The 16,337-nt window shown below is 74.6% G+C and carries 2 protein-coding genes; both read right to left on the reverse strand.

All coding sequences use genetic code 11. The features are described 5' to 3' along the window. Nucleotides 1–44: 44 nt before the first annotated feature. Complete coding sequence (locus tag PV796_RS00450; RefSeq protein ID WP_274910692.1) at nt 45–3,299, reverse strand: SDR family NAD(P)-dependent oxidoreductase; 3,255 nt, start codon at nt 3,297–3,299, stop codon at nt 45–47. A gap of 90 nt (nt 3,300–3,389) precedes the next feature. Beyond that, the gene (locus PV796_RS00455; protein ID WP_274910693.1) at nt 3,390–16,337 is read right to left on the reverse strand and encodes a type I polyketide synthase; all 12,948 of its coding nucleotides are present in this window, start codon (nt 16,335–16,337) and stop codon (nt 3,390–3,392) included.

A 16,337-nucleotide genomic window follows, 5' to 3' on the forward strand; every position in this document is an offset into this window, starting at 1 on the left:
CCTTCCTGGGATGTGGTGGGAGCGAGCGACGGGGGTCGGGCGGTTCAGGAGTCCGTCTGCCGGCCGAGCTCGTGGTCGATGAAGGCGAGGACCTCGTCGGCGCTGGCCGCTTCGAGGCGGGCGTCGACGGCCGGTCGGCCGCCGTCCTGTTGGGTGCCGTCCCACTGGGCCAGCAGTTGCCGGAGGCGTCCCGCGACGTCCTGGCGGGTGGCGTCGTCCACGCCGTCCGGCGACAACTGCGACGCGATCTTGTCGAGTTGGGCCAGCGGCGAGCGGTCGGGGCCGGTCGCGTCGCCGCCGGACAGTGCCGGTTCGAGGTACCGGGCGACGGCGGCCGGGGTGGGGTGGTCGAAGACGAGGGTGGCGGGCAGCCTGGTACCGGTGGCGGCAGCCAGCCGGGTGCGCAGTTCGACCGCCATCAGGGAGTCGAACCCCAGCCGGTTGAAGTCCCGTTCGGCCGGTACGGCGTCCGTCCCGGTGTGGCCGAGCACCGCGGCGGTCTCGGCGCGGACCAGGTCGAGCAGGGCCTGGTGCCGCGCCGCGGCGTCCAGGGCGGCCAGCCGACGGGCCGTCCCGCCGGCGGATGCGGCCGCGGCGGTACGGCGCCGGCCGCGCACCAGGGCACGGAGCACGGCGGGGACCTGCCCCTCGGTGGGCGCGGCGGTCCAGGACACCCGCACCGCCAGCGCGAGTCCGTCGCCCCGGGCGGCGGCCTCGTCGAACAGGGCCAGGCCCTGCTCCGGTGCGAGCGGCGGCTGGCCCGAGCGCTCCAGGCGGGCCAGGTCGGCGGCGCCGAGGGTGCCGGTCATGCCGACGTCCTTCCGCCACGGCCCCCAGGCCAACGACAGCCCGGGCAGGCCCTGGGCGGCACGATGAGCGGCGAGCGCGTCGAGGAAGGCGTTGCCGGCGGCGTAGTTGCCCTGGCCGGGGCCGCCGGTGATGCCGGCGATCGAGGAGTACAGCACGAAGCCGGCCAGGTCGAGGTCGCGGGTGGCCCGGTGCAGGTGCCAGGCGGCATCGACCTTGGGCCGCAGGACGGTGTCCAGTTGCGCGGGCGTCAGCGTGCCGAGGGTGGCGTCTTCGAGGACGCCGGCGGTGTGCACGACGGCGGTCAGCGGGTGCTCCTGCGGGAGTTGGGCCAGCAGCCGGTCCAGGGCGGTGCGGTCGGCGACGTCGCAGGCGGCGAGGGTGACCTCGGCGCCGAGCGCGGCCAGTTCGTCGCGCAGGGCGGTCGCGCCGGGCGCGTCGGGTCCGCGGCGGCCGGCCAGCAGCAGGTGCTTGATGCCGTGTCCGGTGACCAGATGGCGGGCGAGGAGGCCGCCCAGGCCGCCGGTGCCGCCGGTGATCAGGACGGTTCCGTCGCGGTCCCAGGCGCGCAGCGGGTGCGCGGCGGTGGCGGGTGCGGCGGTGGCACGGGTCAAACGGGCGACGGTCGGCGCGCCACCGCGGAGCGCGACCTGCGTCTCCCCCGCGGCCAACAGGGCCGCCAGGTCCATCGGCGCGACCGTGTCACCGGCGGCCGCCGGCCCGGCGGGATCGAGGTCCAACAGCAGGTAGCTGCCCGGGTGTTCCGACTGCGCCGAGCGGACCAGCCCCCAGACCGCGGCCGCCGCCAGGTCGTGCACCTCCTCCGCCCCGGTGGCGACGGCACCGCGGGTGACGATCACCAGGTGGGCATCGGCCGTGCGTGCGTCGGCGGTCCAACGCTGCAACAGGTCCAGCACCGCCGTGGTGGTGGCGCGGGCCGCGGCGGGCAGGTCGTCGCCCCGGACCGGCGCCCCGAGCACCGGCGCGAGGACGAGCGGCGGCAGCGGCCCTTCACCGTCGAGCAGCGCGGTCAGCGACGCGACGCGCTCGGTGCCTGCGGTGGTGGAGCCCAACACCGTTTCCAGTTGCGGGAGTTCCGCGCCCAGCACGACGCACCGCGGACGGTCGCCGGTGTGCGCGCCGCCCTCCGGCGCGGGGACCCAGTCCAGGTCGAGCAGGACCGCGCCGTCCCCGCCGCCGGCCGCATCCGGCGCGTCGACGGTGGGCGTGCGCAGCGTGAGGCCGCTGACGGAGAGGACCGGGGCGCCCTGCGGGTCGGCGGCCTCCAGGGACCAGGTGTCCGCGCCGCGCGGGGTCAGGTGGACGCGCAGGGTGGTGGCCGAAGCGGCGTGCAGGGTGAGGCCCTGCCAGTCGAGGGCGTCACGGCCGTCGTCCCCGTCCAGCAGGTCGGCGGCGCGGGCCGCGGTGTCCAGGAGTGCCGGGTGGAGCGCGAACGCCCGCTCGGCCGGGCCGGGTTCGGGGAGTTCGAGGTCGACGAAGACCTCACCGTCCCGCTGCCAGGCGGCCGTGATCCCGGTCGGGCCGTCGAGGGTCGGCAGCGCGTCGAGAGGCACGGCGCGCTCCGGCGGCCAGACGGTCGAAGAGGCCGGGGGCGGCGCGGTGTCGGTGGTGAGCTCGGCGGTGGCGTGCAGCGTCCAGGGGCCGTCGAGGGCGTCGTCGGGCCGGGCGTGCACGGACAGGGCGCGCCGGCCGGTGTCGTCCGGGGCGGCCACCCGCACCTGGAGGCGCTGGGCCCGGTCGTCGGTGAGGACGAGCGGTGTGGTGACGGTCAGTTCGGCCACGGTCGGGCAGCCGGCCTGATCGCCGGCGCGGACGGCCAGTTCGGCGAGGACCGCGGCCGGCAGGACGGTGCGGCCGTCGTCCTCGTAGGCCGCGAGCCAGGGTTGGTTGGCGGTCGACAGGCGGCCGGTGAGCAGGATCTCCCCGGATCCGGCGACGGTGGTCGCGGCGCCGAGCAGCGGATGCCGGCCGGCCTCCAGGCCGAGCCCGCCGGCGTCACCGGGCGTTCCGGTCGCCAACGAGGGCCAGTAGCGCTCGCGTTGGAAGGCGTAGGTCGGCAGCGCGATCCGCCGCCCGCCGGTGCCGGCCAGGACACCGGTCCAGTCGACATCGACCCCGGCCGCGTACAGCCGGGCGACGGCACCGAGAGCGGCGCGCTCCTCCGGACGGTCCTTGCGCAGGACGGGCACCACGACGCCGTCCCCACCGTCGGGCAGGCAGGCGCCGGCCAGCGCGGAGAGGACGCCGTCGGGGCCGATCTCCAGGAAGGCGTTCGCGCCACGCTCCGCCAACGCCCGCACACCATCGGCGAACCGGACGGTCGCCCGCACATGCCGCACCCAATAATCAGCGCAACCCAACTCCCCCGCCGCAGCCACCTCACCCGTCACATTCGACACCACCGCAATCCGCGGCTCGCGATACTCAAGACCCTCCGCAACCACCCGGAACTCATCAAGCATCGGATCCATCAACGGAGAATGAAAAGCATGACTGACAGACAAGCGACGCGTCCGCACCCCCCGCGGGACAGTTGCTCCACAACCCGCCCAACGTCACCCTCAGCACCTGAAACCACCACCGAAGCAGGCCCGTTGACCGCCGCAACGGCCACCGCCCCACCACCCAACAACGGAACGACATCCTCCTCCCCCGCCTCCACCGCCACCATCACGCCACCCTCCGGCAACCCATCCATCAACCGCGCCCGAGCAGCAACCAACCGACACGCATCCCCCAAACGACAACACCCCAGCAACCTGCGCCGCCACAACCTCACCCACCGAATGCCCCGCCACAAACTCCACCCGCACACCCCACACCGACACCAACCGGAACAACGCCACCTCCACCGCAAACAACGCCGGCTGAGCCCAACCCGTCCGATCCAACAACCCACACTCACCACCCCACATCACCTCCCGCAAAGAAACACCCCACCCCAACTCCACATCCAACAACCCCACCACCTCATCAAAAGCATCCGCAAACACCGGGAAAGCCGCATACAACTCACGCCCCATACCCACCCGCTGCGCACCCTGACCCGAGAAGAGGAAGGCCGTGCGGCGTTCGCGGGCCTCCGCGCGGGCGGTCTCGGTGATGCCGTCGGTGGCGGCCAGCAGGACGGCCCGGTGCTCGAAGGTGGCGCGGCTGGTGACGAGGGAGTGGGCGAGGTCGACGGGCGGGAGGGCGGGCCGGTCCGCGGCGAAGGCGCGCAGACGGGCGATCTGGGCGTCGAGGGCGGCGGCGGAACGCGCCGAGACCACCCACGGGATGAGCTCCGGTGTCCGGGTCACCGCGGCCGGCTCGACGGCCGGCTCGTCCGGTGCGGCCTGTTCCAGGACGACGTGGGCGTTGGTGCCGCTGATGCCGAACGAGGAGACGCCGGCCCGGCGCGGTCGGCCGGTCTCCGGCCAGGCCGTGTGCTCGGTGAGCACTCGGACGGCGCCGGTGGTCCAGTCGACCCGGGTGGAGGGTTCGGTGACGTGCAAGGTGCGCGGCAGGGAGCCGTGTTGGAGGGCCAGCACCATCTTCATCAGGCCGGCGACGCCGGCGGCGGCCTGGGTGTGGCCGAGGTTGGACTTCACCGAGCCGAGCAGCAGCGGGCGGTCCTGCGGGCGGTCCTGGCCGTAGGTGGCCAGCACCGCCTGGGCCTCGATGGGGTCGCCGAGGACGGTGCCGGTGCCGTGCGCCTCGACGGCGTCCACGTCGGCCGGGGTCAGGCCGGCGCCGGTCAACGCCTGGCGGATGACGCGCTGTTGGGACGGGCCGTTGGGCGCCGTCAGGCCGTTGGAGGCGCCGTCCTGGTTGACGGCCGAGCCGCGCACCACGGCGAGGATGTCATGGCCGTTGCGGAGGGCGTCGGAGCGGCGTTCGACGACGAGGACGCCCACGCCCTCGGACCAGCCGGTGCCGTCGGCGGCGTCGGAGAACGCCTTGCAGCGGCCGTCCGGCGCCAGGCCGCCCTGGCGGGTGAAACCGGCGAAGCTGGTGGCGGTCGTCATGACGGTGACGCCGCCGGCCAGCGCCATGGTGCACTCGCCCGAGCGCAGTGCCTGGGCGGCCCAGTGCAGGGCGACGAGGGAGGAGGAGCAGGCGGTGTCCACGGTGACCGCGGGGCCTTCGAGGCCGAAGGCGTAGGCGAGGCGGCCGGAGATGACGCTGGCGGCCAGTCCGGTGCCGGCGTGCCCTTCGACGTCCTCCTGGGCACGGAGCACGAGGCTCGCGTAGTCCTGGCCGTTGGTGCCGATGAAGACGCCGGTGCGGGAGCCGCGGAGCCGGGTCGGGTCGGTGCCGGTGCGCTCGACGGCCTCCCAGGCGGTCTCCAACAGCAGCCGCTGCTGGGGGTCCATGGCGAGGGCCTCGCGCGGGGAGATGTCGAAGAAGCCCGGGTCGAAGTCGGCCGCGTCGTAGAGGAATCCGCCGACGTGGGTGGCGCTGCGCCCCTGCCCGTCGCCGGCGAGCAGGTCGAGGTCCCAGCCGCGGTCGGTGGGGAACGCGTCAATGCCGTCACGGCCCTCGCTCAGCAGTTGCCAGAGCGCCTCGGGGGTGGTGACGCCGCCGGGGAAGCGGCAGGCCATGCCGACGATGACGACCGGGTCGTCGTCGACCGGGGCGGCCGGCGCCGGTGGGGTCGCCGGGGCGGAGTCCGGCCGGTCGCCGGTGAGTTCGGCGAGGAGGTGGGTGGCGAGGGCGCGCGGTGTGGGGTGGTCGAAGACCAGGCTGGGCGGGAGGGGCAGGGCGGTGGTGGCGGCGAGGGCGTTGCTCAGTTCCACGGCGGTCAGCGAGTCGAAGCCGAGGTCACGGAAGGGCTTGTCGGTCCGGATGGCGTCGGCGCCGCGGTGGCCGAGCACCGCGGCGGCGGTGGTGCGGACCGCGCGGAGGAGGACGCCGGTGCGGTCGGCGGGTGCGGTGGCGGCCAGTTGGTCGCGCAGTTCGGCGGCGGCGCCGGCCTGTTGGCGGTGCGCCTCCTGGACCGCGCGGGCCGCGGCGCGGGCCGCGGGCAGTCGGCCGAGCAGCGGGCTGGGCCGCAGGGCCAGCAACGATTCCAGCAGCCGGGGTTGTTGTAGGTCGGCGATGATCAGGGTGGGGTGCGGCTCGGTCACCGCGCGGGCCAGGGCCGGTACGGCGAGGTCCGGGGCGAGCAGCCCGACGGGGTCGGCGCCGGGGCGGGTGTGGCGGGCGGCCATGCCGTCGCCGGCCCAGGCCCCCCAGGCGATCGAGGTGGCCGCGAGGCCCTGTGCGCGGCGCCGCTCGGCGAGGGCGTCGAGGACGGCGTTGGCCGCGGCGTAGCCGGCCTGGCCGGGGTTGCCGACGGCGCCGGCGACGGAGGAGAACAGCACGAAGACCGTGGGCCCGGCGTCCCGGGTCAGTTCGTCCAGGAGGAGGGCGGGGGCGACCTTGGCGCGGAAGACCGCGGCGAACCGGTCCGGGGTGAGGCCGGTCAGCACGCCGTCGTCCAGGACGCCCGCGGCGTGCACCACGGCGGTCAGCGGGCGGTCGGCGGGGATCTCGGCGAGGACCCAGGTGAGTTGCTGCCGGTCGGCGGCGTCGCACGCCGCGAGGGTGACGCGGGCGCCCAGGGCGGTCAGTTCGGCGGCCAGGTCCTCGGCACCGGGTGCGTCGGGGCCGCGGCGGCTGAGCAGCAACAGGTGCTCCGCACCGTGGGCGGCGAGCCAGCGGGCGGTATGCCGGCCGAGGGCGCCGGTGCCGCCGGTGATCAGCACGGTGCCGGTGGGCCGCCATGCGGCGTCGGGGGCGTGGTCGGGGGCGGGCGCCGCGGTGAGGCGTCGGCCGTAGGTGCCGGTGGCGCGCAGGGCGAGCTGGTCCTCGTCGCCGGCGCCCACGAGTGCGGCGGGCAGCCGGCGCGCGGTGCGCTCGTCGAGTGCGACGGGCAGGTCGATCAACCCGCCCCAGTGGCGCGGGAGTTCCAGCGCCGCGACCCGGCCCAGTCCCCAGACGGCGGCCTGCGCGGGCGCCGCCGGCTGCTCGCCGGGGAGCGCGGCGGCCGCGCCCCGGGTCAGGGCCCAGAGCGGGGCCGGGCAGCCGGTGTCGGCGAGGGCTTGGACGAGGGCCGCGGTGGCGGTGACGCCGGCGGGTACCGCGTCGTCACCGGTGGTCTCGTCCAGTGCCAACAGTGAGACGACGGCGGCGAGTTCACCGCGGTCGGGGTCCTGCGCCGCCGCGAGCAGTGCGGCGAACGCGGCCCGGCCGGTGCCGTCGCCGGCCACGTCCACCCGGTGGGCGTCCGGGCCGAGGGCGGCGAGCACGTCGGCGATCCACGGGTCGTCGGCCACGGCGGCGGGGACGACGGCCAGAATGCCGCCGCCGCGCGGCGCTCCGTCGAGCGTGAGCGGTTCCCAACCCTCCCGGTAGCGCAGGGCGTTGACGGCCGAGTCGGCGCGGTGCCGGGTGCGCCAGGCGGACAGTGCGGGCAGTACGGGGCCGAGTTGTTCGCCGTCGATGTCCAGGCGGGCGGCGAGCGCCGACACGTCCGCGCGTTCCACAGCGGCCCAGAACTCCGCATCGGCGGCGTCCGCACCAACGCCATCGGACGCGGTCGCCAGCTCCGGCCAGAACCGCTCGCGTTGGAAGGCGTACGTCGGGAGGTCGACGCCCCGCGCCCCGGTACCGGCCAGGGCGGCGCCCCAGTCGACGGTCTCGCCGGCGACGTGCAGCCGCGCCAATCCGGTGAGCAGGGCGCTCTCCTCGCCGCGGTCCTTGCGCAGGGTGGGTGTCACGAGCGCATCGGCGGGCAGCACGGTGCGGGCGAGCGCGGAGAGGACGCCGTCGGGGCCGATCTCCAGGAAGGCGTTCGCGCCACGCTCCGCCAACGCCCGCACACCATCGGCGAACCGGACGGTCGCCCGCACATGCCGCACCCAATAATCAGCGCAACCCAACTCCCCCGCCGCAGCCACCTCACCCGTCACATTCGACACCACCGCAATCCGCGGCTCGCGATACTCAAGACCCTCCGCAACCACCCGGAACTCATCAAGCATCGGATCCATCAACGGAGAATGAAAAGCATGACTGACAGACAAGCGACGCGTCCGCACCCCCCGCCGGGACAGTTGCTCCACAACCCGCCCAACGTCACCCTCAGCACCTGAAACCACCACCGAAGCAGGCCCGTTGACCGCCGCAACGGCCACCGCCCCACCACCCAACAACGGAACGACATCCTCCTCCCCCGCCTCCACCGCCACCATCACGCCACCCTCCGGCAACCCATCCATCAACCGCGCCCGAGCAGCAACCAACCGACACGCATCCCCCAACGACAACACCCCAGCAACCTGCGCCGCCACAACCTCACCCACCGAATGCCCCGCCACAAACTCCACCCGCACACCCCACACCGACACCAACCGGAACAACGCCACCTCCACCGCAAACAACGCCGGCTGAGCCCAACCCGTCCGATCCAACAACCCACACACACCCTCACCACCCCACATCACCTCCCGCAAAGAAACACCCCACCCCAACTCCACATCCAACAACCCCACAACCTCATCAAAAGCATCCGCAAACACCGGGAAAGCCGCATACAACTCACGCCCCATACCCACCCGCTGCGCACCCTGACCCGAGAAGAGGAAGGCCGTGCGACGGGGGGTTGCCGCCCCCCTGGCGACCTCGGTGAGGCCGGTGACGTCGGTGTCGGTGGCGCCTTCGGTCTCCGTGGCGCCGTGGGTGGCGAGCAGCACGGCGCGGTGTTCGAAGAGGGAGCGGCCGGTGGCCAGGGTGTGTGCGGTGTCGAGCGGCGGCAGGGTGGTCGCGGCGGTGCGCAGGCGGTCGAGTTGGGCGTCGAGGGCGGCCGGGGTCTGCGCGGAGACGGGCCAGGCGACCACCGTGGGGGCGGGTCGGTCGTCCGCGGGCGCGGGTTCGGCTTCGGCGGACGGCTGTTCCAGGATGACGTGGGCGTTGGTGCCGCTGATGCCGAAGGAGGAGACGCCGGCCCGGCGCGGTCGGTCGGTCTCCGGCCAGGGGGTCTCTTCGGCGAGCAGGCGAACGGTGCCGTCCGACCAGTCGACGTGCGAGGACGGTTCGGTGAGGTGCAGGGTGCGCGGCAGGGTGCCGTGGCGCATGGCCATGACCATCTTGACCAGGCCGGCCGCGCCGGCGGCGGACTGGGTGTGGCCGATGTTGGACTTCACCGAGCCGAGCAGCAGCGGGCGTTCGGGATCGCGGTCGGCACCGTAGGTGGCGATCAGCGCCTGGGCCTCGATGGGGTCGCCGAGCGGGGTGCCGGTGCCGTGCGCCTCGACGGCGTCGACGTCGGCCGGGGTCAGGTGGGCGTTGGCGAGGGCCTGGCGGATGACGCGCTGTTGGGCCGGGCCGTTGGGTGCGGTCAGGCCGTTGGAGGCGCCGTCCTGGTTGACGGCCGAGCCGCGCACCACGGCGAGGACGCGGTGGCCGGCGCGGCGGGCGGCGGAGAGCCGTTCCAGGACGAGGACGGCGGCGCCCTCGGACCAGCCGGTGCCGTCGGCGGCGTCGGAGAACGCCTTGCAGCGGCCGTCCTGGGCGAGGCCGCCCATCCGGGAGAAGCCGGTGAAGTTGGCGGCGGTGGTCATGACGGTGACGCCGCCGGCCAGCGCCATGGTGCACTCGCCGGCGCGCAGTGCCTGGGCGGCCAAGTGCACGGAGACCAGGGAGGAGGAGCAGGCGGTGTCGACGGAGAGTGCCGGGCCTTCCAGGCCGAGGGCGTAGGCGAGGCGGCCGGAGACGACGCTGACGGCGAGGCCGGTGGTCGCGTGGCCGGCGATGTCGTCCCGGGAGCGCATCACGAGTCCGGCGTAGTCCTGGCCGCTGACGCCCATGAACACGCCGGTGGGGGTGGTGCGCAGGGAGTGCGGGTCGATGCCGGCGCGTTCGGCGGCCTCCCAGGCGACCTCCAGGAGGATGCGCTGCTGCGGGTCCATGGCGAGGGCCTCGCGCGGGGAGATCCCGAAGAACGCCGCGTCGAAGTCGGCGATGTCGCGCAGGAATCCGCCCTGTCCTGAGGGGGCTCCCTGGGCGCCGCCGAGCGCCGGGTGGCGGTCCCACTCGCGGTCGGCGGGGAAGCCGGTGATCGCGTCGGTTCCGGTGGCCACCAGGTCCCACAGGTCTTCCGGGGAACCGACGCCGCCGGGGAAGCGGCAGGCCATGCCGACGATGACGACCGGGTCGTCGTCGGCCGCGGGGGCCGGTGCCGCGGCGGTGACGGTCACCGCGGCGTCGGCGCCGAGGAGTTCGTCGTGGAGGTAGTCGGCGAGCCGGTCGGGGGTCGGGTAGTCGAAGATGAGGGTGGCGGGCAGGGTGAGGCCGGTGGCCTTGCCGAGCCGGTTGCGCAGTTCGATGGCGGTGAGCGAGTCGAAGCCGAGCTGGCGGAACTCTCGTCGGGCGTCCACGGGTTCGGTGGAGCCGTGGCCGAGGACGGTGGCCGCCTCGGTGCGGACCAGCTCGACGAGGAACGGGGTGCGTTCGTCCTCGGGGAGGGTGGCCAGACGCTCGGCGAGGCCGGCGCGGGAGACGCCGGCGGAGCCGGCCCGGGCGCGGCGACCGGTGGCGCGGACCAGGCCGCGCAGGACGGCGGGGACGCCGACCGCGGCGGGCAGTGCGCCGCCGGTGAGGCCGAGCGGGACGATCAGGGGTTCGTCGGCGGCGGTGGCGGCGTCGTAGAGGGCGAGGCCGCGGGCGGCGGAGAGCAGCGGGAGGCCGCCGGCCTCGCTGACGCGGTTCAGGTCGTGGTCGGTCAGTCCGCCGGTCATGCCGGCGCCCTGTTCCCAGGCGCCCCAGGCGAGCGAGGTGGCGGGCAGGCCGAGGGCGTGGCGGTGGGCGGCGAGCGCGTCGAGGAAGGCGTTGCCGGCCGCGTAGTTGGCCTGGCCGGGGCCGCCCATGACGCCGGCGGTCGAGGAGTAGAGCACGAACGCGGCCAGGTCGTGGTCGCGGGTGAGGTCGTGCAGGTGCCAGGCGGCGTCCAGCTTGGGGCGCAGGACCGTGGCGAGGCGGTCGGGGGTCAGGGCGGTGAGGGTGCCGTCGTCCAGCACGCCGGCGGTGTGCACGACGGCGGTGAGCGGGTGGTCGGCGGGCACGGTGGCGAGCAGCCCGGTCAGGGCGGTGCGGTCGGCGGCGTCGCAGGCCGCGAGGGTGACGCGGGCACCCAACTCCTCCAGTTCGGCGCGGAGTTCGACGGCGCCCGGGGCGTCGGGGCCGCGCCGGCCGGCGAGCAGCAGGTGGCGGGCGCCGTGTGCGGTGACGAGGTGGCGGGCGAGCAGGCCGGCCAGGCCGCCGGTGCCGCCGGTGATCAGGACGGTGCCGTCGGGGTCGAGGGACCGCGGCACGGTCAGCACGATCTTGCCGGTGTGCTGGGCCAGGCTCATGAAGCGGAACGCCTCACCGGCGCGACGCACGTCCCAACTGCGCAGCGGCAGCGGGGTCAACACCCCGCGGTCGAAGAGGTCGACGAGGTCGCGCAGCATCCGTTGGATGTGGTCGGGATCGACCATGCCGAGGTCGAAGGAGTGGTAGGCGAGGCGGTCCGGGACGGAGTCGGCCTCCCGGATGTCGGTCTTGCCCATCTCCAGGAACCGGCCGCCCGCACCGAGCAACCCCATCGAGGCGTCCACGAACTCGCCGGACAACGCGTTCAACACCACGTCCAGGCCGCCGTCACCGGCGACCTCCGCGAACGACACCGCGAAGTCCAGGGTCCGGGAGGAGGCGATGTGGTCATCGGCCACCCCCAGGGAACGCAGCACCTCCCACTTGCCCTCACTGGCCGTCGCGAAGACCTCGGCACCCAGATGACGGGCGATCTGGATCGCCGCCATCCCCACACCACCGGCACCGGCATGCACCAACACCCGCTCCCCCGCCCGCAGTCCACCCAACTCCCGCAGGGCGTAGTACGCGGTCAGGAACACCAACGGCACCGAGGCACCCGTCTCCCAGGACCAGTCCTCGGGGACGGGGGTGAGGAGGCGGGCGTCGGCGATGCCGAGCGGGCCGAAGCCGCCGAAGAGCATGCCCATGACGCGGTCGCCGGGGGCGAGGCCGGTGACCTCCAGTCCGACCTCGGTCACGACGCCGGCGGCCTCGGAGCCGAACAGGCCGGCGTCGCCGGGGTACATGCCGAGCGCGTTGAGGACGTCGCGGAAGTTCAGGCCCGCCGCCCGGACCTCGACGCGGACCTCGTGGCCGGTGAGCGGCCGTTGGGCCTCGGGGTGTGGCAGCAGGGCGAGGCCGTCGAGGCTGCCCTTGGCACGGCTGCCCAGCCGCCAGGGCGTGCCGGGCGGCGGAACGAGGCCGGTGCCGGAGTCGAGGCGGGCGAGCCGGCCGACCCGGACGGTGCCGGCGCGGACCACGGCCTGCGGTTCGTCGGCGTCGAAGAGGGCGGGCAGCAGCGGGAGTTGCGCGGCGGACGCGGCGGTGTCGTCGAGGTCGACGAGCAACAGGCGGCCGGGGTTCTCGGACTGGGCGGTGCGGACCAGCCCCCAGAGGGGGGCGGCGGCCAGGTCGAGGGGGGCGCGGGTGCCGTCGGCGACCGCGCCGCGGGTGACGAGCAGGAGCCGGGAGCGCGCGCAGCGGTCGTCGGCGAGCCACTGTTGGAGCAGTTCCAGGACGGTGCGGGTCAGTTCGTGGGCGGCGGCCGGTCCGTGGTCGGTGGCGCCGTGTAGCGGTACCGCGACGATGTCGGGCACGGGGCGGTCGTCGTGGGCGGTGAGTTGGGCGAGGGTGACGAGGGGGGCGTGGAGTGCGGCGACGGTGTCGGTGCCGGCGGCGGTGAGCGCGGCGGTCAGACCGAGCGGGTCGTCGCCGAGGACGGCCCAGGTGGCGGGGGCGGCGGGGGCGTGGACGGTGCGGGGCGTCCAGTCCATGCGGAAGAGGGAGTTGGCGTCGTCGCGGCGGGCGTCGGCGCCGGTGTCGGGGCCGGCGGCGCGCAGGGTCAGCGATTCGACGGAGACGACCGGGTGGCCCTGGGGGTCGACGGCGGTGATCTGCACGGCGTCGGGGCCGCAGTTGGTGATCCGCACGCGCAGCGCGGTCGCGCCGGAGGCGTGCAGGGACACCCCGTTCCAGGCGAACGGCAGGAGGCTGCGGTCGTCGCCGTCGGCGGAGGCGAAGAGGGTGCTGTGCAGGACGGCGTCGAAGAGGGCGGGGTGCAGGCCGTACGCGTCGGTGTCGGTGGTGCCCTCCGGCAGGGCGACCTCGGCGTAGATCTCGGTGTCGCGGCGCCATACGGCGCGCAGGCCGCGGAAGACGGGGCCGTAGTCGAGCCCGTTGGCGCGGTAGCGGTCGTAGAGGCCGTCGATGTCGAGGGGTTGGGCGTCGCGGGGTGGCCAGGTGGTGGTGTCGAGGGCGAGCAGGTGTGCGCCGTCGGTGATCCGGCCGGTGGCGTGCTGGGTCCAGGCGGCGTCCTGGTCGGTGCCGGGGCGGGTGAAGAAGCGCAGTTCGCGGGAGCCGTCCTGGTCGGCGGCGCCGATCGCGATCTGCATCTGGACGGCGCCGGTGGTGGGCAGGATCAGCGGCGCGGCGAGCATCAGTTCCTCGACGCGGTCGCAGCCGGCCTGGTCGGCGGCGCGCACGGCGAGTTCGAGGAATCCGGTGCCGGGGAAGAAGACCATGCCGCCGACGACGTGGTCGGCGAGCCAGGGGTGGGTGGCCAGCGACAGGGTGCCGGTGAGGAGGAGTTCGTCGGATCCGGCGACGGACATGGCGGCGCCGAGCAGCGGGTGGTCGGCGGCGGTCAGGCCGAGGCCGGTGGCGTCGGCGGGCCGGTAGGTGGCCTTGGGCCAGTAGCGCTCGTACTGGAAGGCGTAGGTGGGCAGTTCGGTGCGGCGGGCGCCGGTGCCGGCGTAGAACGCGGACCAGTCCACCGGTACGCCGAGGGTGTGGAGTCGGGCCAGCGCGGCGACCGCGGACGGCTCCTCGGGGCGGTCCTTGCGCAGGATCGGGACGGCGGCCACGTCGGGCGCGGACTGCTGGGCGAGGGCGGCGAGGGTGCCGTCCGGGCCGATTTCCAGGAAGAGGTCGACGCCGGCGTCGGCGAGGGTGCGGATGCCGTCGGCGAAGCGGACGGCCTCGCGGACGTGCCGGACCCAGTAGTCGGGCGTACCGAGCGGGGTGCTGTCGGCCAGGGTGCCGGTGAGGTGGGAGACGACCGGAATCTGCGGCTCGTGGTAGGTCAGGCCCTCGGCGACGGTGCGGAACTCGGGCAGCATCGGGTCCATCAGCGGCGAGTGGAAGGCGTGGCTGACCCGTAGTCGGGTGGTGCGGCGGCCCCGTTCGGCGAGGTGGGCGGCGACGGCGAGGGTGGCGGCCTCCTCGCCGGAGACGACGAGCGAGGTCGGGCCGTTGACGGCGGCGATCGCGACGCCGTCGGTGAGCAGCGGCGTCACCTCGTCCTCGGTGGCCTCGACGGCGACCATGGCGCCGCCAGCCGGGAGTTCCTGCATCAGTGCGGCGCGGGCGGCGACGAGCGTGCAGGCGTCCTCCAGGGAGAACACCCCGGCGACGTGGGCGGCGGCGATTTCGCCGATGGAGTGGCCGGCGACGAAGTCGGGCCGGACGCCCCAGGATTCCAGCAGCCGGTACAGCGCGACCTCGACGGCGAACAGCGCGGGCTGGGTGTGGCCGGTCTCGTTCAGGGGTGCGTCGTCGGCGCCCCAGATCACCTCGCGCAGGGAGCCGCCCAGTTCGGCGTCGAGCAGGTCGAGGGTGGTGTCGAGGGCCTGGGCGAACACCGGGAAGGCGTCGTGCAACTCCGCGCCCATGCCCAGGCGTTGGGCGCCCTGGCCGGAGAAGAGGGCGGCGCAGCGGGGGCGTCCGACGGCGTGACCCTCGTGGGTGTCGGGGGCGGTGCCGTGGGCCAGCCAGGCGGTCAGGGCGTGTCGTCCGGAGGTGCCGTCGGGGTCGGTGACGAGGGCGAGTCGGTGTTCCAGGGGTGCGCGGGTGGTGGCGAGGGAGAGCGCGGTATCCAGGGCGCGGGGTGTGGCCTCGGTGGTGAGGTGGTCGAGCAGGGCGGCGGCCTGGTCGCGGAGCGCGGCGCCGGTGCGGGCGGAGAGCACCCAGGGCAGCGTCCGCGGGGTGCGGGGCGGGGTGTCGTCGATGGTGGGGGCGGGGGTGTCGGGGGCCTGTTCGAGGATGACGTGGGCGTTGGTGCCGCTGACGCCGAAGGAGGAGACGCCGGTGCGGCGCGGTCGTTCGGTGGCCGGCCAGGGGCGGGCGGCGGTGAGGAGTTCGACGGCGCCGGCGGTCCAGTCGACGTGGGTGGAGGGCCGGTCGATGTGCAGGGTCTGCGGGAGGGTGCCGTGCCGCATCGCCATGATCATCTTGATCACGCCGGCGACGCCGGAAGCGGCCTGGGCGTGGCCCATGTTGGACTTGATCGAGCCGAGCAGCACCGGTGCGGTGCGGTCCTGGCCGTAGGTGGCGAGGATGCTCTGGGCCTCGATGGGGTCGCCGAGCGGGGTGCCGGTGCCGTGTGCCTCGACGGCGTCGATGTCGCCGGTGGTGAGGCCGGCGTTGGCGAGGGCCTGGCGGATGACGCGTTGCTGCGCGGGGCCGTTGGGGGCGGTGAAGCCGTTGGAGGCGCCGTCCTGGTTGACGGCGGAGCCGCGGACCACGGCGAGCACCGGGTGGCCGTTGCGGTGGGCGTCGGAGAGCCGCTCCAAGAGCAGCACACCGGCGCCCTCGGACCATCCGGTGCCGTCGGCGGCGTCCGCGAACGCCTTGCAGCGGCCGTCCCGGGCCAGTCCGCCCTGGCGGCTGAACTCGATCAACGAGCCCGGTGTGGACATGACGTTGACTCCGCCGGCCAGCGCCATGCCGCATTCGCCGTTGCGCAGCGCCTGCACGGCCAGGTGCAGGGCGACCAGCGACGAGGAGCAGGCGGTGTCGACGGTGAGGGCGGGGCCTTCGAGGCCGAGGGTGTAGGAGAGCCGGCCGGAGGCGGCGCTGGCTGCGATGCCGGTGCCGACGTCGCCGGTGGCGTCGTCCAGGGAGCGGACGAGGAGGTAGGCGTAGTCCTGTCCGTTGGTGCCGATGAACGCGCCGGTGCGGGTGGCGCGCAGCGTGCTGGCGTCGATGCCGGCGCGTTCGACGGCCTCCCAGGCGGTGGTCAGCAGCAGCCGCTGCTGGGGGTCCATGGTGACCGCCTCGCGCGGGGAGATCCCGAAGAAGCCGGGGTCGAAGTCGGCGATGCAGTCGAGGAATCCGCCGCGCTGGCTGACGGAGGTGTCGCGGGCGTCGGTGGCGCTGTTGCGCAGCGCGTCCAGGTCCCAGCCGCGGTCCTCGGGGAATCCGGAGATCACGTCGGTGCCGCTGGCGACCATCTCCCAGAGCGCTTCGGGGGAGTTGACGGCGCCGGGGAACCGGCAGGCCATGCCGACCACGGCGATGGGTTCCTTGGCCGCGGCGACCAGCAGCCGGTTCTGCCGCCGGAGCCGGTCGGTTTCCTTGACCGCGGCGCGGAGGGCGGCGACTACGGTGTTGTCGGGGTTCTCGGGGGCGTTCAT

It is taken from the genome of Streptomyces sp. WZ-12 (assembly GCF_028898845.1).
In the GTDB taxonomy this organism is placed as follows: Bacteria; Actinomycetota; Actinomycetes; order Streptomycetales; family Streptomycetaceae; genus Streptomyces.

Coding starts and splice junctions, on each gene's coding strand:
- PV796_RS00450 (WP_274910692.1), bottom strand. CDS start 3,299: ATGGATCCGATGCTTGATGAGTTCCGGGTGGTTGCGGAGGGTCTTGAG.
- PV796_RS00455 (WP_274910693.1), bottom strand. CDS start 16,337: ATGAACGCCCCCGAGAACCCCGACAACACCGTAGTCGCCGCCCTCCGC.